Origin of the sequence: Mangrovivirga halotolerans (assembly GCF_026241165.1) — a bacterium.
GTDB lineage: Bacteria > Bacteroidota > Bacteroidia > Cytophagales > Cyclobacteriaceae > Mangrovivirga > Mangrovivirga halotolerans.
Map to the genome: position 1 here is coordinate 1 of NZ_JAPFQN010000003.1, position 26,875 is coordinate 26,875.

General features: G+C 33.5%; 24 protein-coding genes. 21 read left to right on the forward strand and 3 right to left on the reverse strand.

Features of this window, described 5'->3' with window-relative positions:
- Positions 1 to 381: 381 nt before the first annotated feature.
- The 8 genes from OO013_RS03875 (at position 382) to OO013_RS03910 (ending at position 11,096) form a co-directional block, all read left to right on the forward strand.
- Entirely contained in the window at positions 382 to 1,407 is a 1,026-nt protein-coding gene (locus OO013_RS03875; RefSeq protein WP_266055350.1) for a potassium channel family protein, read from the forward strand.
- Between the two features lie 146 nt (positions 1,408 to 1,553).
- Positions 1,554 to 2,870, forward strand: a complete 1,317-nt coding sequence (locus OO013_RS03880; protein ID WP_266055351.1) for a WD40/YVTN/BNR-like repeat-containing protein — start codon at positions 1,554 to 1,556, stop codon at positions 2,868 to 2,870.
- Positions 2,871 to 2,925: 55 nt separating this feature from the next.
- On the forward strand, positions 2,926 to 3,480 hold the full coding sequence (locus OO013_RS03885) for a pentapeptide repeat-containing protein (RefSeq protein WP_266055352.1): 555 nt from the start codon (positions 2,926 to 2,928) through the stop codon (positions 3,478 to 3,480).
- Positions 3,481 to 3,551: 71 nt separating this feature from the next.
- Positions 3,552 to 4,676, forward strand: a complete 1,125-nt coding sequence (locus OO013_RS03890; RefSeq protein ID WP_266055353.1) for a pyridoxal phosphate-dependent aminotransferase — start codon at positions 3,552 to 3,554, stop codon at positions 4,674 to 4,676.
- A gap of 92 nt (positions 4,677 to 4,768) precedes the next feature.
- Complete coding sequence (locus OO013_RS03895) at positions 4,769 to 6,313, forward strand: tetratricopeptide repeat protein (protein ID WP_266055354.1); 1,545 nt, start codon at positions 4,769 to 4,771, stop codon at positions 6,311 to 6,313.
- 241 nt (positions 6,314 to 6,554) lie between these two features.
- The gene (locus OO013_RS03900; RefSeq protein ID WP_266055355.1) at positions 6,555 to 7,937 is read left to right on the forward strand and encodes an alpha-amylase; all 1,383 of its coding nucleotides are present in this window, start codon (positions 6,555 to 6,557) and stop codon (positions 7,935 to 7,937) included.
- A gap of 126 nt (positions 7,938 to 8,063) precedes the next feature.
- Complete coding sequence (locus tag OO013_RS03905; protein ID WP_266055356.1) at positions 8,064 to 10,103, forward strand: S9 family peptidase; 2,040 nt, start codon at positions 8,064 to 8,066, stop codon at positions 10,101 to 10,103.
- Complete coding sequence (locus tag OO013_RS03910; protein ID WP_266055357.1) at positions 10,104 to 11,096, forward strand: 2-hydroxyacid dehydrogenase; 993 nt, start codon at positions 10,104 to 10,106, stop codon at positions 11,094 to 11,096.
- 33 nt (positions 11,097 to 11,129) lie between these two features.
- Here OO013_RS03910 and OO013_RS03915 read toward each other — a convergent pair whose 3' ends face one another.
- Positions 11,130 to 12,245, reverse strand: a complete 1,116-nt coding sequence (locus tag OO013_RS03915) for a fatty acid desaturase family protein (protein WP_266055359.1) — start codon at positions 12,243 to 12,245, stop codon at positions 11,130 to 11,132.
- A 291-nt stretch (positions 12,246 to 12,536) separates the two neighbouring features.
- Between OO013_RS03915 and OO013_RS03920 the strand changes: the two genes are divergently transcribed.
- From OO013_RS03920 to OO013_RS03975, 12 genes are all read left to right on the forward strand, one after another.
- The gene (locus OO013_RS03920; protein ID WP_266055360.1) at positions 12,537 to 12,929 is read left to right on the forward strand and encodes a DUF302 domain-containing protein; all 393 of its coding nucleotides are present in this window, start codon (positions 12,537 to 12,539) and stop codon (positions 12,927 to 12,929) included.
- 60 nt (positions 12,930 to 12,989) lie between these two features.
- Positions 12,990 to 14,237 (forward strand): APC family permease, encoded by a 1,248-nt coding sequence (locus tag OO013_RS03925; RefSeq protein ID WP_266055361.1) that lies wholly within the window; start codon positions 12,990 to 12,992, stop codon positions 14,235 to 14,237.
- Positions 14,238 to 14,375: 138 nt separating this feature from the next.
- The gene (locus OO013_RS03930) at positions 14,376 to 15,053 is read left to right on the forward strand and encodes a hypothetical protein (protein WP_266055362.1); all 678 of its coding nucleotides are present in this window, start codon (positions 14,376 to 14,378) and stop codon (positions 15,051 to 15,053) included.
- A gap of 21 nt (positions 15,054 to 15,074) precedes the next feature.
- Entirely contained in the window at positions 15,075 to 15,626 is a 552-nt protein-coding gene (locus OO013_RS03935) for a metal-dependent hydrolase (RefSeq protein WP_266055363.1), read from the forward strand.
- A gap of 21 nt (positions 15,627 to 15,647) precedes the next feature.
- Positions 15,648 to 16,610, forward strand: coding sequence for a polysaccharide deacetylase family protein (locus tag OO013_RS03940; RefSeq protein ID WP_266055364.1), 963 nt, complete (start codon positions 15,648 to 15,650; stop codon positions 16,608 to 16,610).
- A gap of 6 nt (positions 16,611 to 16,616) precedes the next feature.
- Positions 16,617 to 17,150 carry a dihydrofolate reductase family protein gene (locus tag OO013_RS03945; RefSeq protein ID WP_266055365.1) on the forward strand — a complete coding sequence of 178 codons (534 nt, stop codon included), beginning with the start codon at positions 16,617 to 16,619 and terminating at the stop codon, positions 17,148 to 17,150.
- Positions 17,151 to 17,436: 286 nt separating this feature from the next.
- The gene (locus OO013_RS03950; protein ID WP_266055366.1) at positions 17,437 to 17,886 is read left to right on the forward strand and encodes a GNAT family N-acetyltransferase; all 450 of its coding nucleotides are present in this window, start codon (positions 17,437 to 17,439) and stop codon (positions 17,884 to 17,886) included.
- A gap of 247 nt (positions 17,887 to 18,133) precedes the next feature.
- Positions 18,134 to 18,844: a flavodoxin family protein gene (locus tag OO013_RS03955; protein WP_266055367.1), complete on the forward strand. Its 711-nt coding sequence runs from the start codon at positions 18,134 to 18,136 to the stop codon at positions 18,842 to 18,844.
- Between the two features lie 7 nt (positions 18,845 to 18,851).
- On the forward strand, positions 18,852 to 19,301 hold the full coding sequence (locus tag OO013_RS03960) for a hypothetical protein (protein ID WP_266055368.1): 450 nt from the start codon (positions 18,852 to 18,854) through the stop codon (positions 19,299 to 19,301).
- A 9-nt stretch (positions 19,302 to 19,310) separates the two neighbouring features.
- Positions 19,311 to 20,069, forward strand: a complete 759-nt coding sequence (locus tag OO013_RS03965) for a LytTR family DNA-binding domain-containing protein (protein ID WP_266055369.1) — start codon at positions 19,311 to 19,313, stop codon at positions 20,067 to 20,069.
- Positions 20,070 to 20,162: 93 nt separating this feature from the next.
- Positions 20,163 to 21,311: a serine hydrolase domain-containing protein gene (locus tag OO013_RS03970; RefSeq protein WP_266055370.1), complete on the forward strand. Its 1,149-nt coding sequence runs from the start codon at positions 20,163 to 20,165 to the stop codon at positions 21,309 to 21,311.
- Positions 21,308 to 21,970: a hypothetical protein gene (locus tag OO013_RS03975; RefSeq protein WP_266055371.1), complete on the forward strand. Its 663-nt coding sequence runs from the start codon at positions 21,308 to 21,310 to the stop codon at positions 21,968 to 21,970. Before OO013_RS03970 ends, OO013_RS03975 begins: the two co-directional genes overlap by 4 nt.
- Before the next feature lie 80 nt (positions 21,971 to 22,050).
- Here the strand turns inward: OO013_RS03975 and OO013_RS03980 are convergent, their stop codons facing one another.
- Together OO013_RS03980 and OO013_RS03985 are read right to left on the reverse strand one after the other, a co-directional pair.
- Positions 22,051 to 24,042, reverse strand: coding sequence for a DUF3858 domain-containing protein (locus OO013_RS03980; protein WP_266055373.1), 1,992 nt, complete (start codon positions 24,040 to 24,042; stop codon positions 22,051 to 22,053).
- Positions 24,039 to 25,874, reverse strand: coding sequence for a DUF3857 domain-containing protein (locus tag OO013_RS03985; RefSeq protein ID WP_266055374.1), 1,836 nt, complete (start codon positions 25,872 to 25,874; stop codon positions 24,039 to 24,041). The genes OO013_RS03980 and OO013_RS03985 overlap by 4 nt, the downstream gene beginning before the upstream one ends.
- Positions 25,875 to 26,093: 219 nt before the next feature.
- On the opposite strand from OO013_RS03985, the gene OO013_RS03990 reads away from it, so the two are divergent.
- Entirely contained in the window at positions 26,094 to 26,840 is a 747-nt protein-coding gene (locus OO013_RS03990) for a hypothetical protein (RefSeq protein WP_266055375.1), read from the forward strand.
- Positions 26,841 to 26,875 lie beyond the last annotated feature (35 nt).

The window sequence follows — 26,875 nt, forward strand, 5'->3', positions numbered from 1 at the left end:
CGAACAAAGAAGTTAAGCCCCTCAGCGCTGATGGTACTGCAGTTAAATGTGGGAGAGTAGGTCATCGCCATTTTATTATTATAACCCTGACATCGTTAGATCGTCAGGGTTTTTTTATGGCTGAACCCTACTAAGACAACTGCCCCTCCACACTCACTCTCACTCCATAGTCCTGCACTCTTCAATCTAAGTTCTTCTTTCACTCTCACTCTTTTCATTCTTCATTACCTTTCCCATTATCATAAAGAATTTCGAAATTAGAATTTGTTTATCCCTTATCATTAATTAGCTTAACAGTTTATATTCAACCAAATTAGATTCAATTTCAACAATCTTTTATAAGGGTATTGGATCTAGAGCTAATTTTATCTAAAGGCTAATATGAAAAAATGGATTTACGTTTTTCTTGCTCTTGTCATTTATTTCATTGTTGTGAGTGTTTTAACTCTTTTTGAGAGTAATGCAGATGGTTCGAATATCAAATCATTTTCAGATGCACTGTGGTACTCTATAGTAACCCTAACTACTGTGGGATATGGAGATCTTTATCCGGTAACTCCGATGGGTAAAATAGTTGGATTACTGATTATCATAAGTAGCGTGGGAGTTCTTGGGTATGTAATAGGTGAGATAATGGCTAAAATTAATGACTATATGGAAAAGAAAAATCAAGGTTATTGGGGTACAGATTTTACTGATCATTATGTGATGATTGGATGGAATGAATTTGGTCGTTCAGTTGCGCAGCAAATTCTTAATTCAGGCAAAAAAATTGCAATTGTAGTCGATTCTAAAGAAAAACTTGATCTAATCAAATCCATTTTTGAAACTGATAATTGTTTTGTTTTATATTCTGACATTCAAAACTATGATAGTTTTAAAAAAGTAAACATTGAAAAAGCAAAGAGTATTTTTGTAAACCTTTCTGATGACACGGAGACTTTAGTTTTTATATTAAATCTTAAGAAAAAATATTCTAACCTTTCATTTATCGCTACCTGTAAAAATGCCAGTCTGAAGGATACTTTTATGAGTGCTGGTGTAAACTACGTAGTTCCTCAATCAGAAGTGGCTTCAAGATTGGTTGCTAGTTACATTTTCGAACCTCAGGTTGCTGAATACACAGAGGATTTAATCACAACTAGTAAAAGTGATTTAGAAAGTGATATTCAGCAATATCGAATTATTGATTCTAACGAATTTGCCAATAAAGAATATTTAGAAATATTTTATGAGATCAAACAACGCTTCAATGCTGTCGCTATTGGATTGGTTTCAGGTCAAGGTCTGCTTAAGAACCCTGATAATGATCATCTAGTTAAATCCGGTGATTATTTGATCCTTATTTCTGCCGGAAAGGTTAAATCTGAACTAGAAAAGTTCTTTGGAGTTCTTGAGGGACAATAAATAATCTCAAATAAGTTTTATTGAATCTCTTCTTAAATTGTATGTAATTATTGTAATTAATTATATAGATTTTTTGATAAACGGTATGGTAATTGAGGTTTTTATTAGTGAAATTGCTTTTATTAAATTTTAATCACTATCAACCAATGACCAACTTTAAATTACTTTCTGATAAAGCTTTTGTCTTTTTATTAGCTCTTATAATAATAAGCACTTCTTGTAGAGAAGATGAAGTAGTTAAGATTAAACCTAAAATAGCAGGTGTAAGATCAATCAATTCGGATTATATCTTGCCTTATGAATTGATTACAGTTACTGGCCAGGGATTTACAGAATCAACTATTTTCTTATTAAATGACCTTGAAATACCGGTTGCTGAATTTGTGTCTTCTACAATGGTGAAAATTAATATACCTCAAAATGCGAGTACTGGATATTTGAAAGTAAAAGGACAAGAATCTGAATATGGCTATTCAGTAAAAATAAGAGATGTAGGTTGGAATAAGGTTTCGGGACTTCAAAATGCATACATAGAAGGATTGACATTCGTTCCCGGAAATCGTCAAATTGGCTTTTTATACGGAAGAGAATTGTATAAGACTATAAACGGAGGATTAAACTGGTCAAAAATAAGTTCACCAACTTTGAGTGGTAATCCAATTAAAGAGGTTGTAGCTGCTTCTGAAGAGGTTTTATTTTTATATAGCAATGTGGTACAATCTAAATTTGCCAAAAGTACCGATAGCGGGTTAAGTTGGGATTTAGTTTCTTTTCCATTAGAAAATTATGAAGTCATAGATCTTTCTTTTAAAAATGAGAATGAAGGGTTTGCATTTGTAGAAACCTGGGATGAAAATGAGTTATATTTTAAAGTTTATCATACAATTAATGGAGGGGATTCTTGGCAATTAATTCCTGGTACTCCCGAAATAGCACTAGGTAGTTCTAAGTTTAGTAATTCAGGAGAATTAAATTGGTTGGTTAGTGATTACTACCAAAAATCCTATGAAATTCTCTCTGACACATCTTATTATATCAATTTACCCAGGCTTATCAGAGATGATGCTCCTGTGATTATAACTGAGAATAGTTCATTTGCTGCAGGGTATCCTGGAAATTACTCAATGAAAGCTCCTTTAGCTGGCTTTGATGAATGGATTTCTTCAGACCCATGTGTGATATGGAAATCTGAAGACAAAGGGGTTAGCTGGAATAAGGCCGTCGATATTTCCGGTTTGTTTATTGGAGAAAACCTTGAGGTAATGGATTATTACGATGGTAAAGTTGTGGGGCTTACTTCTTCTATGCAATTAGTCGAATATGATAATAATGCAGATAATTATATTTTAAGAAAACTAGATCTACAGGATTTTTTCTTTAATTCTGGAATGGATTTTCATATAAATGGAAATAACGATTATGTTTTATTTGCAAGTGGTAATATCTATATAAAACAGAACTAATTATTTTATCAGATCCCGTTAATTTACGGGATCTTTTAATTTTATATCAATACCAATGAAATACTTCGAGGGACAAGATTTTTCAAGTAAAACTGAAATCTATGCTGGTGAATATGAAAATTGTACTTTCAAAGGTTGTATGTTGGCAGAACAAAACCTGAAGGATTATAAATTTATTGACTGTGAATTTATAGATTCCGATCTCAGTAATATTAACACGGGTAATACTTCCTTTCAAAATGTTCTTTTTCAAGGCTGTAAAATGTTAGGAATCAGGTTCGATTACTGTAATTCTTTTCTACTTTCTGTAAAATTCGAAAATTGCCAGTTGAACTTTTCTTCTTATTATGCCTTGTCACTTGAAAATTTTCAAGCGACAGATTGTGATCTAAGTGAGGTTGATTTTACAGACTCCTGCCTCGCAAAAAGTTGCTTTATAAACTGCAAATTAAATGGAGCGACCTTTGATAATTGTGATCTTAGGAATTCTGATTTTTCATCAGCCTCAGGATATTCAATCGATCCTGAAAAAAATAAGATCCAGGGATGTAAATTTTCTTTCATGGGTTTACCAGGATTATTGGATAAATACCAAATAGAAATAGTTTAAACCTGAAATAGATTTATTTTTTTTAAATTTTATTAATAGTTAACTTATAAGAATAACTTTCATTTATTCTTATGAGCAAAATAAACAGACGCGATTGGCTCAAAAGCTCAAGTCTGATAGGAGCCGCAGCCTTTCTTGGACAATACCCTTCCCTGGGTAATAATTCATCGAGTGAAAACATAGCAAAAGCTAATAATTCAGAAGGGATAATCAGGTTAAGTTCAAATGAGAATGCCTACGGTCCTTCAAAAGTAGTTAGAAAGGCAGTAATTGATTCATTTGACGATGGTTGCAGATATCCATGGGCTTATATTAAAAAATTAAGTGAGAAAATAGCTGAGAAAGAAGGGGTTACTCCTGACCATCTGGTTATTACTGGTGGCTCTACTGAGGGCTTGAAAGCTACTGGGGCAGTATATGGTATGTATGGAGGGGAGATTTTGGCTCCAAAACCTACCTTTCTTGCAATGATGGATTATTCAAAACTATTCGGAGGGAGAGTAAACTGGGTGGATGTTGATCAAAATATGGGTATTGATCTTGATCAAATGAAGAAAAGAATAAACCCTCGAACAAACCTCATTTTTCTATGTAATCCAAATAATCCTACTTCTACCCTCCTACCTTCAGGAAAATTGAGGCAATTCTGTGAAGAAGTTTCAGAAGATACAATCATTTTTTCAGATGAAGCTTATTATGATTTTATTGAAGAAGAAAATTACCCTTCAATGGTAGAATTGGTTAAAGAAGATAAAAATGTTATTGTTTCGAGAACTTTCAGCAAGGTATATGGACTAGCTGGATTCAGAATTGGTTACCTTATTGCCAGGCCTGATATTGCCTCACGTTTAAGAGAACACTTAATGGCTTTTACAAATGTTCCTGCTATTAAGGCTGCAGAGGCTGCAATTGAAGATCAAGATTTTTATCAGTTGTCTTTAGATAAAAACAGGGAAGCTAAAACAATGATATATAAAACTCTCGATGATCTGGGATTGGAGTATGTTAATTCGCATACGAATTTTGTTTTCTTCAAATCCGGCAGGCATATAGATGAGCTGGGAAAACAATTTATTGATAAAGGAATTCTGATAGGAAGACCATTTCCTCCCTTTTATGACTGGTGCAGAATAAGTACCGGAAAGATTGAGGACACTAAAAAGTTTTGTGATGAATTAAAAAGTGTGTTAGGTTAAAATCACCTGGAGTCTTTTATGCTAGATTTTTATACACTTAAAAGGATTAATGATTAAATTATATAACCCATTGAGTTCAAACCATCGGAGCCATGAATAGAATTAAATTATTATCTGCTTTATTAATATCATTTACTCTCTTTCTTTCTTGTCAAAATCAGGATAATAATCATCAGGAATATTCACTGGGACAGGTAGAGTTAGATGTCACCGGTGAAAAGTATGCTTCACAGATGTTTATTAAAGGGTTGCTTTTGCTACATAGCTTTGAATATGTTGATGCCAGGGAACAGTTTATTGAAGTTCAGAAAGAAGATCCAAATTTATTAATGGCTTATTGGGGTGAAGCAATGACTTATAATCATACTCTATGGCGTAATCAGGATTACGAAGCAGGATCTGAGGCAATATCAAAAGCTTTAAAAAATGAGAATTTCCAGTCATTAACGGAACTTGAAAAAGATTTTATCACTTCAGTTGGTGTTTTATACAGATCGGGAAATAGTAAAGCCGAAAGAGATGAATTATACTCAGAGTATTTGCAAAAGATGACTGAGAAGTATCCTGGAAATCAGGAAGTAGCCTCATTTTATTCATTATCACTTTTAGGCAAAGTTAAAACTGTAAGAAACTATGAGGTTTTTGGTCAGGCAGCTGAAATTGCAAAAGAGGTGTTGAAAGAAAATCCCCGGCATCCTGGAGCGTTACATTATTTGATTCATTCATATGATGATCCGGATCATGCCCGCTTAGCTATAGAAGCAGCCAACAGCTATGGTAAAATAGCTCCTGATGCCGCCCATGCATTGCATATGCCTTCCCATATTTATGTTGCCATGGGAATGTGGGATGCCGTAGTTGAAGCGAATGAAAGATCTTACCAGGCAAGCGTTGATAGAAAACTAAGAAAAGATCTAGATAATGACGCAAGAGGCTACCATTCATACCATTGGCTACAGTATGGATATCTGCAACAGGGAAAAGAAGATAAAGCTAAAGAAATGGTAGAAAACATGGCCTTGTACACTAAAGAAAAACCCTCAGTCAGGGCAAGGGCTCACTTAGTTTACTTAAAAGGAACTTACCTGGTTGAAACTGAAAACTGGGATTCTGATATCGCAGATATACATATTGAAACTGAAGGATTAAATATTTCTGAACGCGCTCAATATGATTTTATTGAAGGAATGAAAGCGTATAAAAACAAAAGTAGACAAACTCTGGAAGCAGTCATTAATTTAATGCAAAATCAGATTAATGAAGAAAAAGTGAAAGTTAATGATACAGGGGTGACGATTTGTAGTGGAGAAAGTAGTGATATGGTAAGACAAAGTGATGTTGATGCAGCCAGGTCTATGGAATTTCAATTAAGAGCATTATTGGCAAAGCTGGATGGAGATCTTGAAAAGACTGAGAAACATCTTTTAAAAGCTGTCGAATTAGAAGAAAAGGCCGGGTATAACTACGGGCCTCCTGTAATACAAAAACCATCGCATGAAATGCTTGCTGATTGGTTAGTAGAACAAAAAAGAATTGATGAAGCGTTTTTATATTATGAACAAACTTTAAAGAGACATCCAAACCGAATGAAAACTGTAAATTCTCAGCAAAAACTTGGTTACATCAAAACCATGTGAATGCTGTTTACGTAGTAATAATATAAGCCGATGTTAAAGTAATTTTAAACATCTGGATAAGGCCGGTAAGACCGGCCTTTTTTTGTGCAAACCTTTTTGATGAAGCTTAATTTTTGTGTTGCCCTTTTTTCTGTAGTTTCTTGCAATCGTTTGTGCTAACGTTTGCGCACATTTCTTTTTTCTTTTCTATTGTAAATGTCTGATTTATAGTTAGTTTAGGTTAAAACCAAAACTAAATATTATGTTTACCCAAATTAAACATGGCGCATTTTTATGCGTAACAGGATTGCTGTTTGCCTGCTCAGATGTGGATGAACAGTCTTTAAAACCAAAACATCAGGATGTTATAGAAGTGACTCCCTCACACCCGGAAACAGAAAGTCAGGCTGGCTTAGGAGGTGGTGTCATAATGCAGGCTTTTTACTGGGATGTCCCTGCCGGAGGTAATTGGTATAATACTATTAAAAGTAAAATTGCTGATTGGGATGCAGCAGGAATAAGTGCTATTTGGCTACCCCCTGTATCAAAAGCCATGAATGGTCCATATTCGATGGGATATGATCCATTTGATTATTTTGATCTGGGAGAATACAACCAGATGGGGTCTGTCGAAACCAGGTTTGGATCTAAGAATGAATTAATTAGCCTGATAAATACTGCGCATAATCAAAATATACAGGTGTATGCGGATATAGTTATTAACCACAATAGCGGTGCGCAATCGGAATTTAATCCATATACCGGAACTTATACTTATACTGATTTTAACCCTGCTTCAGGAAAGTTTTATCGCTCAGCCAGTGACTTCCACCCTAATAATTATGTATATCAAGATGAAGGAGTCTTTGGTGGTTTTCCGGATTTAAGCCATTCTGTTCCATATGTTCAGGGATGGTTATGGAAAAACAGTAATAGCGTTGCGAAATATTATAAAAATGTGATTGGCTTTGATGGCTGGAGGTTTGATTATGTTAAAGGCTTCGGAGGCTGGGTAGTTAAAGACTGGGTCGATGAAGTCGGTGGTTTTGCAGTAGGAGAAAACTGGGATGGAAATGCTAATACGCTACAAAATTGGGTTAATAGTACCAGCAGAAGGGCTTCAGCATTTGATTTTGCCTGCTATTATAAGTTGGATGAGGCTTTCGATGGGAATGATTTGACAAAATTAAACGATGATATGCTTTGGAAGCGAGATCCTTCAAAAGCTGTAACCTTTGTTGCTAATCACGATACAGATATAATCTGGGATAAGATGCATTCTTATGCATATATACTGACTCATGAAGGTTATCCAACTATATTTTACAGGGATTATGAAGAATGGCTTGATAAAGACAAACTCAATAACCTGATTTGGATCCATCGAAATCTTGCAGTTGGTAATACCAGTATTTTATTTTCAGATAAGGATGAGTACATCGCAAGGAGGAACGGAAATCCTGGAATAGTAGTTTATCTTAATGATTCCGGAGCATGGGTTGAAAGATGGGTACAAACAAACTGGAATTCGATAAGAATTAAGGATTACACAGGTAATTCAGGATGGCAACCTGTCACTCAGGGTAATGGATGGGTTAAAATCCAATGCCCTCCTAATAGTTATTCAGTTTGGAGTCCAAATTGAAATAACATGATTTAGGTTATATTATCTGGGCCGGCACATGTCGGTCCTTTTTTAATTAATAGTTATAAATAATCCAATGGACTTATTAAATTGATTAAGAGTCAAACAATTAATCTAAACCTTGCCATGAAATTACTTTATACAACTTTATTTCTTTTAATAGCCCTGACAGTGTTGGGACAAAGTTCTTCAACTTTAGAACCAATTGACATTTTTGATCTGGAATATATCTCTAATCCGACGATTTCTGAAGATGGGGAAAAGATTATTTACGTGAGAAATTCTAAAGATATTATGTCAGATAAGGGAGCCTCCAATTTATGGATAGTTAATCCTGACGGATCAAATCATTACCCGCTTACTACAGGTAATTATAGTAATTCATCTCCTTCTTTGTCCCCGGATGGAAATAAGCTGGCATATGTCTCTAATAAATCAGGAAAACAGCAAATACATTTGATGTGGCTTGATAAAGGCATTCAATTTAAGTTAACGAATCTTCAAAAATCCCCTTCTCAGCTTACCTGGTCGCCAGATGGGAAGTATATCGCTTTTCAAATGTTTGTAGATAAGAAGCCCGAAAGCCTGGTTAATTTACCAGCAAAGCCAAAAGGTGCAAATTGGGCTGATCCAACTGTATATATAGATGAAATGGTTTATCGGAGAGATGGCTCAGGTTATGTTAAACCAGGCAATTCCCAGGTTTTTGTAATCAGTACGAATGGCGGAACTCCTCGTCAAATTACCTCAGGAGAGGTAGATCATGTTGGGATGATGAGTTGGAGTAAAGATTCAAAATACATATTTCTGAGTGCTAACCACGATGATGACAGAGAGTTTAATCCATTGGATTCAGAAATATATAGAATAAGTGTATCAGATGGTTCAAATACTGCTTTAACTGAGCGATATGGTCCAGATTCCAGTCCAATTGTTTCTCCGGATGGTTCGAAAATAGCCTATCTGGGTTTTGATGACAAAAAACTAGGGTATCATAATTCGTCAATTTATGTAATGAACATTGACGGGAGTTCTTCTGAGAAGATTGAGACTAATATAGATAATTCCATTTATAACATTCAATGGTCAGGCAATGACAGGATTTTCTTTTTATATGATGAAGAGGGAAATACAAAAGTGGCATCGACTAATCTTAATGGCAAGTACCGAGATGAGATCAATAATGTTGGAGGTTTATCATTAGGTCGTCCCTATAGTGGTGGAGACTTTAGTGTGTCAAACGATGGAGTTGTTGCTTTTACTCATACTACACCAGATCATCCAGCAGACCTTGCAGTGTATGATAAAGAAGTACAGCGCATTACCAGGCTGAATGAAGATCTGTTTAACTATAAGCAGCTTGGAGAAGTGGAAGAGATTTGGTATGAATCAAGCCATGACGGAAAGAAGATACAGGGTTGGATTTGTAAGCCTCCAAATTTTGACTCTACGAAAAAATATCCGTTAATATTAGAGATTCACGGAGGTCCCTTCGCAAATTACGGAGACAGATTTTCTACGGAAGTCCAGCTTTATGCTGCTGCAGGATATGTAGTGTTGTATACCAATCCAAGGGGAAGTACAAGTTACGGAGCAGATTTTGCTAATGAGATCCACCATAACTATCCAAGTAATGATTATGAAGATCTGATGTCAGGTGTTGATGCAGTGATCGAAAAAGGTTATGTGGACGAAAATCGTTTGTTTGTTACTGGTGGTAGTGGCGGGGGAGTTCTGACTGCCTGGATAATAGGAAAAACAGATCGATTCAGAGCAGCTGTAGTAGCGAAACCAGTAATCAACTGGTATAGTCATACTTTAAGTGCTGATAACCCCGTATTTTTTACCGAATACTGGTTCCCTGGTAAGCCGTGGGAGGTTCCTGAAGAGTATATGAAGAGATCTCCGATTTCACTTGTTGGAAATGTAACAACTCCAACTATGTTATTGACAGGAGAAAATGATTACCGAACGCCGATATCAGAATCGGAACAGTATTATGCAGCATTAAAGCTTAATAAGGTACCTTCTGCATTGGTAAGAATTCAGGAGGCAAGTCACGGTATAGCAGCTAAACCGAGTAATTTGATAAATAAAGTAGTTTATATTCTTGGGTGGTTTAATAAGTTTGATGTTTCAGAAGAAAATTTAAATACTGAAAAATAAATGAAGACAGCGGTATTTAGTACAAAGTCTTATGACAGGGAATATCTGAACAGGTTTAATTCAAGTCATTCTCATGAATTGACTTATTTTGAAGCTCCGTTAAATAAAAACACAGTGAATTTAACTGTGGGGTATGAGGCTGTTTGTGTTTTTGTAAATGATGATTTGAATAAAGAGGTTATTGATGAATTGTCATCAAAGGGGGTAAAAGTAATTGCACTGAGATGTGCCGGATTTAACAATGTGGATCTCGATGAGGCTACAAACAAAGGAATTGCAGTAGTAAGGGTGCCAACATATTCTCCTCAGGCGGTTGCTGAACATGCGATGGCTTTAATTTTAACATTAAATCGCAAAACCCATAAAGCGTATAATCGAATCAGGGAAAGTAATTTTTCTCTTGAAAGGCTTACTGGATTTGATATTCATGGGAAAACAGTTGGGATAATTGGAACAGGTCATATAGGAGCATTGTTTGCGAAAATTGTCCTTGGCTTTGGATGTAATGTGATCGGATATGATGTGAATGAAAATAAGGAATTAGTTGACGCAGGAGTTAAGTATTGTGGTCTGGATGAATTATTTAAAAATTCAGATATTATTTCTTTGCATTGCCCATTGATTCCTGCCACCCATCATCTGCTTAATAAAAATGCATTTGATAAGATGAAAGATGGCGTTATGGTGATCAATACATCAAGAGGTGCTCTGATCAATACCACTGATGCGATTGCTGCACTTAAATCGGGTAGACTAGGTTACTTAGGAATAGATGTCTATGAGCAGGAGGAAAAACTATTTTTCAAAGACTTATCGGAAGAAATAATTGAAGATGATGAGATTTCCAGGTTAATGACTTTCCCAAATGTTTTAATTACTTCACATCAAGGTTTTTTTACCAAAGAAGCATTAGAGGAAATAGCGAGTACTACATTGAAGAACTTAACTGATATTGAAGAAGGTAGAGGCTCGAAGAATGAAATAAAGGTATAAAAAAAGGGAGGATGAACCTCCCTTAATTTTATATTATGCTGCCATTCTCAATTCATAGTCAGGCTTAATTTTATCTTGCCTTCCAAGTGTTTTAAGAAGTTTAAAATGACTTCTTAAAGCAGAGGTGAAACTTGCCTCATAGAAATATGGCAGGTTGTATTTTTTTGTTGTCTTTTGGATGATTCTGGATATTTCAGGATAATGAACATGGCATACATAAGGAAATAAATGATGTTCAATCTGATAATTCAGACCTCCGATAAAATATGAAAGGACTTTATTGTTCATTGCAAAATTTGAAGTTGTTAAAATCTGGTGTACAGACCAGTTTTCTTCAATCATTTGCTCATCCTGCATTACAAAATCTGAAGTTGGTACCACGTGTGCCGGCTGGAAAATCAAGCTAAGTGATAAGCCTGCCACAGCATGCATGGTGATGAACATCAAAACAGTCATCCATACTGGAGTGCTTAATACTAAAATCGGTAATACCAGAAATACTCCAAGATAAAATAATTTTGAAATAATAATTTTAAACATTCGGGTAGCAACTTCCTTGTTAGACTTGATAAGTCCTTTTTTGCGGTAGTTAAATACTTTTATATAATCTTTTATTGCCATCCATTGAATGGTCGAAATACTATAAAGGAATATCGCATAAATATGCTGATATCTGTGAAACCATCTTCTTGGCTGATTTGGAGTGAACCTTAATACATATCTTGGTTGTATATCCTCATCCGCATGTTCGATGTTGGTATAGGTATGATGAAGCACATTGTGTTGTAACTGCCATAACCTTCCATCTACACCCATAAGCGGCGCGGTAAGACCAAGCAGGTTATTTAACATTTTCTTCCCTGATAGAGATCCGTGTAAAGCATCATGCATTACTGAGGTACCAATAAATGCCATACCTAATCCCATGGTAATCCATGCGCCGAACATCAAAATAGGATTTTGAATAACTCCGGTAAGCATTAAAATAAAGGGAGCCAGATAAACAGATAAGGCAAAAATGGTTTTGAACAGAACTGTGTTGTTACCTGTTTTCTTTAGTTGATTCTTTTTGAAGTATTCGTTGACTTGTTTTTTAATCTCGGCAGAAAACTCCTTGTTAATTGTTCTTGAAAATTTGTATCTAATCATAAAAGGGTTAATTGGTTCTTCTAAATAATTTTTATCCTTTTTTTGATTGTAGATATCGGATTGAACTATTTAAAAGAGATATTCTTTTATTCCTAACGTCAAATTTAACTATTAGATGTCATGATACCTAATTTAATTCCTATGGTAGAAAAATACCATGTAATTCTATAACCTTATAACCAGAATTATAGACCTAGGAGAATCGCTACTATTGGTTAAGTGTTTAAAGTCACAGTCTGGCTCAACTAAAAATGCTAAATTGAAGAAAGCAAATATAATCAACAAAACGTCATGAAATATTATTATAACACCACTGTAGAAAATAAGGGTTTTGATGAGGTCATAGATCTTGTTACAGCACATTTAAAAGAAGAAGGCTTTGGAGTACTGACTGAAATTGATGTAAAATCAACACTAAAAAAGAAATTAGATGTCGACTTTAAAAAGTACAGGATATTAGGAGCTTGCAATCCTGAATTTGCTCATAAAGCTTTACAAGCTGAGGATAAAATAGGAGTGTTTTTACCATGTAATGTTATTGTTGAAGAAAATGATAATGGTTCAATAGAAGTTTCAGCAGTAGATCCGGTTGCTTCTATGGGTGCTGTTGAAAATGATGAGCTAAATAATATTGCTGGAGAGGTGAGGTCTAGACTTCAAAAAGTCATAAAGGAATTAAATTAGTCGATTAGCTGATTATACCTTTTGAGAAGATAATAATTCTTGTTAGCTTATTATTCTCTCATGGGTAACTCAGAAAATACATCGAATAACGAAAATACCGGACTGAAAAGAAGTCTGACACTATCTCAGCTTGTTTTTTACGGGGTCGGTACAATTTTGGGGCTCGGAATTTATGTCCTTTTAGGAAAGGTAGCGGGTAAAGCAGGAATGATGGCTCCAGTATCCTTTCTGATAGCAGCGGTCCTGGCGACATTTACCGGAATATCATATGGTGAACTATCTGCAAGGATTCCCAAAAGTGCCGGAGAGGTTAATTATGTCGACCGCGCCTTTAATATCAAAATAGTTTCTTCAATAGTTGGCTGGCTTATTGTTTTATCAGCAATAGTATCTACAGCCACAGTAGTCAATGGGTATACAGGTTATGTGCATGTATTCATTGAAGAATTACCTGATTGGGTAATAATTACAGCAATTGTTCTTATTCTGGGAGGCATAGCTATCTGGGGTATTACCGAGTCTGCTCTTACCATTACAATTATTACTATCATTGAGATATGTGGTATTTTGATCGTCATATTTATATCAGGTGATAACTTATCTTCATTTCCCGACAGGTGGCAGGAGATCGTACCAGGATTTAATCTAACTGACTTTAAAGCAGTAATGCTTGGGGCATTTCTTGCATTTTTTACATTTATCGGTTTTCAAGATATGGTTAATGTAGCCGAAGAAGCAAAGAATCCTGAAAAGGATATGCCAAGGGCTATAATTATTTCCCTGAGCATCCTTGTGGTTCTTTATATGCTTGTAGCTACCATAGCAGCTTTGGGATTAAGTCCGGAAGAACTCGGTAAAAGTGATGCACCCTTGGCTGATATTCTTGCAAAAGAAGGTAGTGGCTACCCAAAGATTATTTCAGGAATTAGTTTAATCGCTATAATCAATGGGGTTTTAGTTCAAATAGTGATGATCGCCAGAGTATTATATGGAATGGCGGAGAAGGATATGGCCCCACAGCTTTTCGGGAAGATTAATCAAAAAACCCGTACCCCGATATGGTCTACGGTTATATCAACTATAGTTATTTTAGTACTGGCTCTTTTATTTAATTTGGAATCTTTAGCAAAAACCACAAATTATATTTTGATCGTAGTATTCATCATGATCAATCTTGCTCTTTGGAAAATCAAAACAGAAGATAAGCATCCTGAAGGGATAAAAACTTACCCTATATTTGTTCCTATTCTCGGGGCGATTTTGAGTTTTGCTGTTCTTGTTTTTCAGTTCATACAGGATTTATCATAATACGTTAAATCCATTAATATTTGATTCTGACCTTTCCAACAATTTATTTATTTCAAAACTAATAAATTGTTGATTCTTATTTATCAATGGGGTAATATTATATATTAAACTTTTTATTATTTAAAAATGCCCCTCCCAATGATAAAAGCAGGATTTATTCTTCTCTCTTTATTAATGATAGTCAGCCCAATTGTATTATTTTTAAAAGCTACGGATGACAAACTTAAACTAATCAAGCGTTATATTATCATTATATTTCTTTGGTTAGTATATGTGTTGGGATTAAGCTTTTCGGGTGTATTACTAAATTTTGATTTACCTCCCAGAATTCCTCTCTTAATAATTTTACCATCGATTTTACTATCTATTTTACTGACCGGTCAACCAATTTTTAAACGGAATCTGAATCAGTTTTCCCCAAATTTTCCGATTAATGTTCAGGCATATAGAATTGCTGTGGAATTATTGATTTTAGGAGCGATATTATATGGCTATTTTCCCGAGGGTGTAAGCTTTGATGGAACAAATTATGACATCTTAGTGGGGTTAACTGCTCCGGTTATAGGTGTTTTATTTATGAGGGATAAAATTACCAGAAAATGGGTCCTTGCATGGAATATAGGCGCACTTATAATATTAACCTTTACTGGATATTCTTTTGTTTCAACCTATTATATACACCCAGAATTCTCTTCTGATGTGAGTCGGGAGTTATTAACAGAATTTCCATTTATTTTGCTGCCGGGTCTACTATTGCCATTAGCGATTTTTTATCATATTGTTTCAATTCGGCAGTCCATAATAAATAAGTTCTAAATTTTTAAATTTACTTAATCGATGGCATCATTATTTGGGCATGCATTTGCTGCATCTTCACTGGCATCTGTTTTTCCACCAGAAATTAAAACATTTAAGGTTATTTTATTGGGGATTATATGTTCTGTTCTCCCGGATATTGATGTATTAGCCTTTAGTTTTGGGATTCCTTATGAAAACCTATGGGGACACCGAGGTATAACACATTCATTATTTTTTTCATTTTTAATCGGAGTAATTCTAGTCGGTCTTTTTTATCGGAAATTTTTGAATAATAAAGCAGGATTAGCACTTGGGTTCTATTTTTTCCTATGTTCTGCATCTCATATTATTCTTGATGCAATGACAACAGGGGGATTGGGTGTTGCAGTTTTTGCTCCATTCGATACCCAAAGGTATTTCCTGCCAGTCAGGCCGATAAAAGTATCTCCTATTGGTGTTGGGAATTTTTTTACTGACAGAGGTTTGAATGTTATTAAAAGTGAACTTATCTGGATCGGAATACCGGGAACATTAATTATTATTTTGTCTCTTTTTAGTCAACTATGGAAGAAGTCAAAAGCAAAGAGTTAAAAGGTTTTATTTTAATGAGAAATGACTAATTATTTATTGATACAATTAAAAATGGGGATTTATAAAAAGGCAATGATGATCGGTTTTATCATGGCGATCATAAACATGGCAATGTTCGCCCAAACTGAAAAACGAGTAGTTATTACCATTGACGATGTTCCTCAAACCAATAGATCCCGGTCGAATTTGTTGTCGAAATTAGATAGTCTTCAAATTCCGGTCTCCATTTTTATTAATGAAGCTAAAGTATATACAGATGGTGAAATAGATAGTTCTAAATTACTGATACTGGATGCCTGGATGAGTAAACCTTATGTTTCACCGGGTAATCATAGTTTTAGTCACCCTCGATATTCTACTACAGGACTAGAATTATTTTCTGAGGAGGTTTTAAAGGGGGAAGTTTTGACCAGTCGTTTAGCTACTAAGTACGGTAAAGAATTAGAAGAATTTAGATTCCCATTTAATGATCTAGGTAAAGATTCATTACAGCATTTAGAGATTAAATTATTTTTAGAAAAAGAAGGATATAATATCACACCATTTACAGTTGAAAGCAGTGACTGGATGTTCAATTACTTATATGAGTACTATCTTTCTCAAGGAGATTTAGAAAATGCACAGAGAATTGGAGATCGTTATGTAAATTATACTATAAGAATGTTTAAATTCTTTGAAGAGTTAATAGCAGAAGAGTATGAGAGGGAAATACCACATATTTATTTGTGTCATGATAATAAAATTAATTCAGATTATTTAGCAGAAATAATCTCCCGACTGGCTTTATTAGATTATAATTTCATTTCATTAAAAGAGGCAGTAAAGGATGATGTTTACGATCAAATAGATCATTATTATTTGAAGTATGGTATAACCTGGATTTATCGATGGATGGAGGATGATAAATTAAGAAAAGAATATATGAAGAAAGAGCCAGGCATAGTCGATGTGTATGAGGAATATGAAAATGTACGTCTAAAGTAAAATAAAATGAGAAAAGTTGTTTCCTATATAGCTATTAGTCTCAATGGTAAGATTGCTGATTCTAACAGTTCTGTAGGCTGGCTCGAAAAAATACCAAATCCTAAAAGACTGGATTATGGTTATTCCGAATTTTATGACAAGGTTGAGATTACCATCCAGGGCAATACTACTTATGATCAGGTTTTAGGATTTGATACTGAATTTCCTTATAAAGGAAAGAAAAATTATGTTTTTACAAGGAGAAAGGATTTGAAAGAGGATGAAAACGTCAATTATGTAAATGAAGATCCGGTAAAATTCGTCAAGGAGCTCAAAAATGAGGCAGGTGGAATTATTTGGGTAATTGGTGGAGGACAAACAAATACTTTGCTTCTTTCAGGTGGTGTGATTGATGAACTAAAAGTATTTGTAATGCCAATTATAATCGATGATGGTATTGAAATATTTAGCGAGAATCAAACTATTAGCTCTCTGGAATTACTCGATTCTAAAACCTATTCAAATGGAGTAGTTGAACTTCATTACCGCATAAAGAATTAGATGTTAATAGATTTCATACAAAAACTAAAAGTCTGTACTTTTCAACATCATTAAAAAGTTCTTTTTAAAAGAAATTAAATAGGGTTTATTCATTTATGTATTAAGTAGATCTGAATTAGATGTGCCAATAAAATTAATCGATTAATTTCATCGCTTTTTTACTTTTAACATGTCTGTTGTTTATATATTATATTATTTAATATTATCTCTTGATAAATTAAACGGGATAGAATTAACATTTAATTGTTAATTATTTTCTGTATTTTGAGGTATAAAGATGACTTCAATGATAAGAAGGTACGATCCCACATCCGATTATGAAGAAGTAGTTGAGATCTTTAAGTTGAATACCCCGGTTCATTTTGACCCGGAAGAACTACCTAATTTTGAAAATTATCTCGATACCAATAATAATAATTATTTTGTTATAGAAGAATCAGGAGTTATTAAAGGCTGTGGTGGGTATCACATTATGAATAATAATGATGTAGCCCGTTTAAGCTGGGATATAATCCATCCTGATTACCATGGAGAAGGTAAAGGGAGCGAACTGGTGAATTTTATTTTAAATCTTATTTCTGAAGATGAAGATGTCTCTTCCATTGAAGTTTGGACCTCACAGGTGGCAAATTCTTTCTATTATAAATTTGGCTTTAGGTCTATTGAAATGGTAAAAGATTACTGGGCTGTAGGATTTGATCTGTATCGTATGCAGATAGATTTAAAAAAAGTGTAGTAAATATTAATTCACTACACTTGTTAAACCTAAACCTTTTTCTAAACCTGATAGATAAAAAGCAAATTAGATGCCAATCGATAAGATTGATTTTGTTTATTTTTAGTTTATAATCCTAAGTAGCTATTAAACAGTGAGTTTGTATAATATATTCTGAAACATTAAAGAGAAGCTTAGCTGAAGTTTGCTTGCTTCTTTGTTCGAAATTGGTGTAATTATATATATAACCGAACAATTTATTACTTCAATGAGTACACCAGATTTCAGTAACCTTAAAGCCATTTATATTAATTGCACTCTAAAGAAATCTCCCAGACTAAGCAATACAGAAAAGCTTATGGAAGTATCAATGGGAATAATGAAAAGGGAGGGAGTTCAGGTAGATTATGTACGGTTTGTAGATCATAATATTGCATCTGGTGTTTTACCCGACATGAAAGATGAGGGATGGGAAAAAGATGAGTGGCCAGAACTTTACAAGAAAATTGCAGATGCTAATATATTAGTAGTAGGTAGCCCTATTTGGTTAGGAGAGATGTCTTCTGAAACGAAAAAGCTTATAGAACGGATATATGCTATGAGTGGGGAGAAAAATGATAAAGGTCAGTATGTATTTTACGGAAAAGCCGGAGGTTGTATAATTACAGGAAATGAAGATGGCGTTAAACATTGTTCTATGGGGATATTATATAGTTTACAGCATGTAGGCTATACGATACCACCTCAATCTGATGCTGGTTGGATAGGAGAAGCAGGTCCTGGGCCAAGTTATGCAGAAGAAGGTTCAGGTGGACCTGAGAGTGACTTCACCAACCGTAATACAACTTTTATGACCTATAATTTATTAAATATTGCCTCTTTATATAAATCCAACAATGGCATTAATAATTATGGTAATTCTGTAGATTTGTGGGAAAAGGGAGAGCGGTGGAAATTTGAGCCTCCGAAGATTAATTAATTTTTTTATGATCACATTCAGAATAATAATAATCCTAACCTGTATTTATGCATTGTATAATTTTTTCAGGGTTGATGATATATTATCAAAAGTAATTTTGGGACTCCAGGTTTTATTTGTTGGATTATTGAGCTTTGAAGATTCAACTACTACAACTGTCAGTTTTATTTTATTTAATATTTCATTGGTATTGATTTTAGTTTATGCTTTTACCAGGGAGCATTTTAATCCCTGGAAGAAATGGATTATGGTTGCTCTTTCCGGAATTTTATTGATTGGTAATTTCTTTAAATATTTGCATTTGCCTTTTGTGGAACTTGTTAGCAAATTAGCAGTACTTCCGATAGTAGGAGTTGCTTACCTTTCTTATAAGTATCCTACCAGAATGCGAAATGAATTCGGCTTTCTTGTTATTACTGCGGCTTTTGCCTTGATAAATATTCTAAGGATTTCATAATTTATTCAAATGAGGTTTGATATAAACTCATATAAAAAGCAGCTGTGGCTTTCTATTTCTACGGGTGTTTTTTTATTTGTAGTATTGTATTTATACAGATCTTTTGGAATTCAAACTAATGAATCATTATCAGGTCATGGGTTATTATTCAGAGCATCCAGTTTTGGATTTTTAACTTCAATAACATTTTTTTTAAATGAATTTATTATTGCTCCAACAGTTACTCACAATAATATCAAAAAACAGATAGCCTGGAGATTGTGGGAAATATTTTCTGCAGCTACTGCATCCTTTCTATTGTTTAATTATTTCTGGAATTGGACGGAATTTAATTTTACCGCCTATTTTTTAATGATTTTCGAGTTTTTTATAGTAATGATTATTCCAGTGGGGCTGGTAAATCTTATAATGAAGAATAATTATTCAACAGACTATAAAATAATTGCTTTAAAAGCAGAAAATGGGAAAACCCAGTTATCATTAAACCCTGATAAATTATATTTTATAAAATCCGATGATAATTATGTGATTGTATACTTTGAATCCAATGGCAGCTTAAAAAAGAAGCTGATCAGGAATTCTTTAAAAAACGTTGAGAATGAATTCAAGGATATCCTTATTCGGAGTCAAAGGAGCTATTTAGTTAACCCCCTAACATTCCAATATATCGAAACTTCAGGGAAAAAAACTACTTTAGTTTATCCTCATCATTTAACTGTTCCGGTATCTCCAAGGTATCAGGAGGAATTTGCTAATTTGAATAATTGAAATTTGACCACAAATAGGTTGTTTTCATCCCAAACTGATTAAAAAACCTTGTGAAATAGGCTGAGACACTGCTTTATTGCAAAAAGATTTTATATGAAAGTATTATTATCAATCACTCTGATTGCAATATTCTTTACGAATTGTGAAAGAGAAAATGATCAAATTAAGGAGGTTGTAAATCTTAATGATCATCTGGAAAGCTTAATTATTAATGAAAATAAAGCTGGAAAGTTTGATGGGACAATCGTAGTGGGCGGAAAAAATATTGAAACTTTTGAAAAAGCTGTAGGTATCGCTGATCGGAATTGGGGAATAGCTATGGAAAGAAATTTTGTTTTTGATATCGCCTCCCTGAATAAAAGCTTTATTGCAGCATTGATCATTATTGCCCAGGAAGAAGGCAAACTCAAAACCTCAGATAAACTAACAGATCATTTAAGTGATTTTGATTATTCAGGTGCATTTTCTGATAAAATCACAATACATCAAATGCTTACTCATACTTCCGGACTTCCTAATTATGATGGGGTAGATGAGGATTTGAAAAAGGAAAATTTTCTAAAATTTAAACGATCAAACTTTAAAAACTCCGAATATGTTGACTTTATCAGTAACCTTGATACGGTTGCTAGTCCGGGAGTGAAATTTCATTATAGCAATTTTGCTTATCACCTGTTGCCAATTATTCTGGAAAATATTTATGGTGTAACATTTGATGAATTACTTCAAAGAAAGATTTGTGAACCATTGAAACTCACGAATACTTATTCTGAAACAAATAATAAAGTTGTTCATAGAAATGTGGTGAGAGCATATGAATTCGACCCTTCAAGTGGAAAATTTGTATCAAATGATTTCATTGATCTTACCCTCGGGAGAAGAATTTTTAGCACCAGCGAAGACCTTTATAAGTGGGCAAAATCTTTTGATGATTTATCTATATTATCTAAAAACTCTGTTAAACTAATTCAGACAAATTATTTGAAAGAGATAAGGGACGATATTTCATACGGATATGGCTGGGCGATATTCGATGGTGAGCATCAATATTCATTTGGTAATCTTTCGATTGATGATAACTATGTTATTCACGGAGGTAATACCGGGGGGTACAGATCACTATTAGTAAATGTGAATAATGGGGAAATTATAATATCAATATTATCAAACATAGGTGGTAAATCAGATCTTTTGACGATGGCTGCTACTATTATTAAAACATATAAATCAAATAAATCATGAAACTGAAATTCGGGATACTTTTATTTTTAATTACAAGTGCTCTACTAACTGCTCAAAATGTGAATATAGCCGGACTTTGGCAGGTAGAAAAGGTAGTCGTGGGAGATCGGGATATGACTCCGATAGCAAAATGGACCAGAATTCATGGTGATGGAACGTATGAAACAGGTAACGGATGGTTACAAAATGGTGCGGGATTATGGTCGTTTAATCAAAGTGAAAATACGATTTCCACAAAAGACAAATATGGGATTCAAGATCCCTTTGGTGCATTTGATATAAGTTATAAAGGTAATTCTATGGTCTGGTCGAGGATGGAAGAAGGAATGGAAGTTCAAGTATTCTGGGAAAGAATAAATGAGCTTCCTCGGAGTCATGCAGATAAAATAACCGGAAAGTGGAAGTCGGAAGATAAAGACGGTGAATCGCATTCAATATTTTTCAGATGGGATAAAATATTTGTCATAGATAAAGATGAAGAAAAGGAAACCGGGTACTGGATTCCGAATGCTCATAAACCAGAAGTAGGATTTATTAGCCATGATCAATCGCAGCCTCATAAGTATTATAAAGTTGAATTTGAAGACGATAAGTTGATTTTAACCGGAGTTAGTGAAGAGGTTAAAGGTGATGTGCTTACCTATGTCAAAAGCAATTAAAGCAAATAAAAAGGAGAAAGGTCATTTGACTCTTTCTCCTTTTATTAGTAATGTTATTATAATTTTATTTAAAGAGCTTTTTATAATTCGGAAACAGTTGTTCTTGAAATAATTACCTCCTTATTGAATCTTTCTATCATTATTTCAAAATATCTCTTTAGTTTAGGATAATCCTCAGGAGAATATACATTTTGCTTGAGATTAAAATTGGCATTAATGCTAATTATATTGGCTAGTTGTATATATTCAATTTCTATTCCAATTAAGTTGTTGGAAAGCTCAAAAGGTTCTGGTATAAACTTGACTTCGTATCCTTCAGGAACTTTTATTTTTGATATATATTGTTGTTCGAAAGGATAAATAAAATCAACCGGATATGATCGTGATTCTTCTTTGAAAGGATTTTCTGAAAGAGGGAAATTTAAAAAAGGTTTTATTATCAGATCATTATTTATAGTTGAAGCTTCTTTTTCTCCCTTTATTATAATAGAATACGGCATGTCAGGATTATCATATCCTTTTGTTCTTATTGTATTAATTTCTGTAATACCATTTTTTTCAGCGTATTCCTTTATTTTATCTTCATTATTATCAAAAGTTTTTTTTGTTTGAGAGGCAACGTAGAATGAGCTCACATTAACAAATTGGATGTCAAGGCGATTGGCATTAATTGGTTCAATTATAAATATATGCTTATCGATAGAGGGTATATTATTAGAAAGAGTCAGCCATCTTGGCTCTTCATCATTAATTATTAGTCCAACCCCGTTTATGCTGTTTGTTGGTATTAGGTTATACCTTAAAGTTGGGTCAATACCATCTATTAGTATACCAGGATTCTCAATAAAGATCAGCACATGGTTGAAATAGTGTTTAAAAGGATAATTACTCTTGATTTTACCGTGATTTCTGGTTGAGATGATTACAGGTTTTGCATTTATTCCGGCTTCAATTAAAAGAGCAGTTAATAAAAGGTTTATTTCTGCTGAATTACCGGTTCTATTATCAATCACTTCTTTAGGCTTTTCTGAAGCATAGAATGAATAAAATTTATTCCAATGCATAAACTTTTTAAAAAAGTCCACTATGATTTTGGTCTTTTCCGAGTCTGATTTACCCTTTAAATCTAATTTGGCTAAAATGTCCTTGCTTTCCTTTTTTGCCTTTTTAATGTATTTTCCAAAATCATCATGGTTACTTAAATCTTTACTTAAGGCAGGCCAGGTAGTTATTATTTCTTTAGTTCCAGTGTATGGACTGTGGAATTTCGATAATTGAAAATCTATTTTTTTAATATAATCTGTAGGAGAGCTGATATATTTGTCAGGATTATAAGCCGGCACATTCTTTAACCCAAATTTAAAAATTACATCATTGAATATTGATCCAGATCCTCTGTTTACCCCATAAACATCGATAATGTTGCCAAATTGTCTTTCTACATCATCAATTTTTTTCTCTTTTATATCGAATTCAGATATTTGTTGTGAATCAAAAATATATTCATAAAAAGGGATCATTGCTACAGTGTATTCGCTGTATCGAGTCGGATAAAAGCTTTGGAAGGTCCAGTCTGGTAAATTAAAATGAAAAGGGGTTTCCAGCACGTATTTTATATCATAAACAGTTCCGGCTTTTACATTTGGTATAGCAAATTTTTTTGCTCTCCATCTTTCGTTGATTTTCTCATCATAAATTGAGTTTTTATCCAACAAAGTGAATGTTTTGTTTCCATTTTCGAGATTATAGCTAATTACTTCTATTTTTTTTACGTATTCAGTTTTACCATAACCATCTACATAATAATCGATCGAAAACTCAGCATTTTCAGCTCCTGCTTTAGTATAAACTTTTACTCTTTTTGACCTGGTAAATTGTATGTTGTATCCATCATCAGTATCAATAAATTTTGAATTCCCGATATCAAATAGGATTACGGCATCCGATTCAGGAAAGACAGAATCTTTCTTTTGCTTAAGGATGTCTATTGGTACGTTATTACTTGCTAATTCCTGGCCAATACTAATGTTTATTGTGAAAAGAGTTAAAAAAATAATTGGTAAATGCTTCATTTCAATTTTATTATAGATTGGTTTTGTATTTCTTTGATCTGATCTGTGAACTCATAGAAGTCCTGATAACTTTTCTTATCGTATACCCCTGAGTAAACGTTAAGTGATTTATAAATAATCAATTTTTTACCATCGATCCTGAAATTTTGTTCGTACACTCCAAATTTTGAGGATAAAACCTTATTTTCAGGTAGTTGGATTTTACTAAGGTCAATATTGGTGATACTATAGGTATATTGATCAACTTCCCAGGTTGGAAAATCAAACTTTAACTTCGTTTTTCTTTCTGACGGTTTGTCTAATTTTTTAAATGTATAATGAGGAACCTCTAGAATAAGATAAGGTCCAATTCTTCTCAAGGCTTTTTTTATAGAAAGATCTGCTGATAGGATCAGGCTATGATTATCCTCGCTGTTTTTTTCTATAATCCAATTATTCACAACAAAATTTCTCAGATGAATAAAATCACTTATATACTCATCAGTTATTGTTCTGTCTAATATTGAATTTAAATAAGCCATTTCTTCAAATTCAATTCCTTTAGCTGTTTTGTGAATGGATACCTTTCCTTCTCCATTTTGATTCAATTCAAAATTGTAAGTAGTGATCACTTTATTATCCTCACCGGCTAGTTTGGGTATTCGGATAAATTTGCTTTGATCTTTGTCGATCAAGAAACCATAGCGGTTTTGCGTAAAAGATCCATTGTAGTCGAATGGTAATATGTTGGTAGTGTTTTCCAGCCAAATAGTATCTGATTGAACAGGTACAGTCAAAATCACATGGTTAAACTGAAGGCTGGGGATGCTTCTATTTATTGGGTGAATTTCTTTGCCAGCATTAACAAGAGTATAATATGATTCAATTCCAGCTTCTTCAAGCAACGATTTCATGTAAATTGTTAATGCTTTACAGTCGCCGTACTTATTTTTTGATACATAGGAGGCTGGGTAAGGATCAAGGCCACCTTTATCTATTGAAATATTTATGTATCTGGTGTTCTTTTGTAAATAATTATAAAGTTTGGAAATGATCTCTTTTTTGCTATTGCTATTTTGACAAATTTCTCTGACTATTTCTTTATCGGATTCAGGAAGGTCATTACGGTCTTTTATTATGTTGTATTGCCAATTGCCAATTGATTTCCAGGATTCAAAACTTCCATGTTTGATGTATTCGAAATTTTCAGGTAATACAGTGATTTCAGCTGAAAGTTCAGTTGGAGATTCTCCGTAGGATTCTTTTTCGGGAAGCTCAAAGTTTTTAACCTTCCACAGGTAGGTGATTTCACCCTTATTTACAGATTTTTCTACAGGTATATTATGATCATTATATATTTTGACAGTTTCTTCAGCTGGCACAATGACTTTTAATGTCGCATTGAAAGTAGGTAGTTCGTGAAAAAGGTAGGGACGCCAGGAAGCATAATTTAGAGTAGATGCTTCTGTAATTGTATATTTATAATATATATAATATGGATATGTGCTATGTTTGATATCGAAGCTTGTGACCTTATAATCCATGAAAAAAGAGCCACTGAATTTTGCTGATTTCTCTAGGAAATCTTTCTTTTTTAATTTTCTAACTTTTTCTCCATATCCTTCAATGAGATAAGCATCATGAATTTTTAATTCCATTTGGTCAGAATGAAGTATTTCTATCTTAGAGTATTTTTCTGACTCTTTTCGGTTATTAATTTTTATTTTGATTTCGCAGGTAGTTTCTACCTTATTGTTTTTGACTTCTACCGTTGTATGGTATTCAGTGACCTGACTATAGGATATAAAAGGATAGCAGATTAATATAATCAGCCAATTATAAAAATTATACACAGCTCTTTAACCTAATATAGTTGAAAAAAATTTCGCGAAAGATAACGATTTTATTAAAAAAATTAAATTTATTTTACAATTCAATTCTTTTATCCTGATAGTTACTATGAAGGAACAGTTGGGAAAGAAATGTTTGAAAATTCTTTGTTGAAAAATTTAACTTTCATCCGAACGCAGTAAAAAAAGCAATTGTAGAATTTGTAAGAAAACCCTTTTCTAATGACGAAATTGATAGCGTTTATAAATTTGGCTTTATTATTAACGGCATGTGTCATTAGTAATGACAAAATAGAAAAAAGGGTAAAACACCTATTGAATAAAAAGCACGGTGTTGAAGTGGAAATCGAAAAGGTAGAAAGGGCAAAGAATCTGGGTGAAAACAGATATCGGTATTATGCTTATTTAAAAGATGATGAATTGGGAGGTTTTTCTGGTATCTATAATTCAAAAAAGGATGATATAACCAATGTTTCTATGGGTTTTATTCTTTTCAATTCGCGGTATAGACATGAAATAGAGAAGTTAGTTGGCCAGGATAAAGCGATTGTAAATGCTTACATTGATGCTATTGCGACCGATAGAAATATTGATTATCAAAATATAAGTCTCAAGGAATTATCTAATAAATATGATGACACTAAACTAAGATTACATATTTACTTATTTTCTAATTCTACTAAGGACCAGGTTAACTGGAAGGAGTTAACGCCTGTAATTGATTATTTGAAAGATTATCCTGATCTAACCTTTGATCTGGTCTTTACTTTTTATCCGGAGACACTTTTAAATCAAGAAAACGTAAGGGCTTATAATTTTCGATTTGGCACCGAATATTTAGGGGTTGAAGATAACTTCGAAGTTAATAATATGGATCGACGACTTGATCATTTTGAAGCACTAGATACCGACTTAAATACATTGGCTTCTAAGTGGAATGATAAGTTACCTACTTCTGAAAAGGATTAAAGACTTTAAATTAATCTTCTTTGAATTTAAATTTT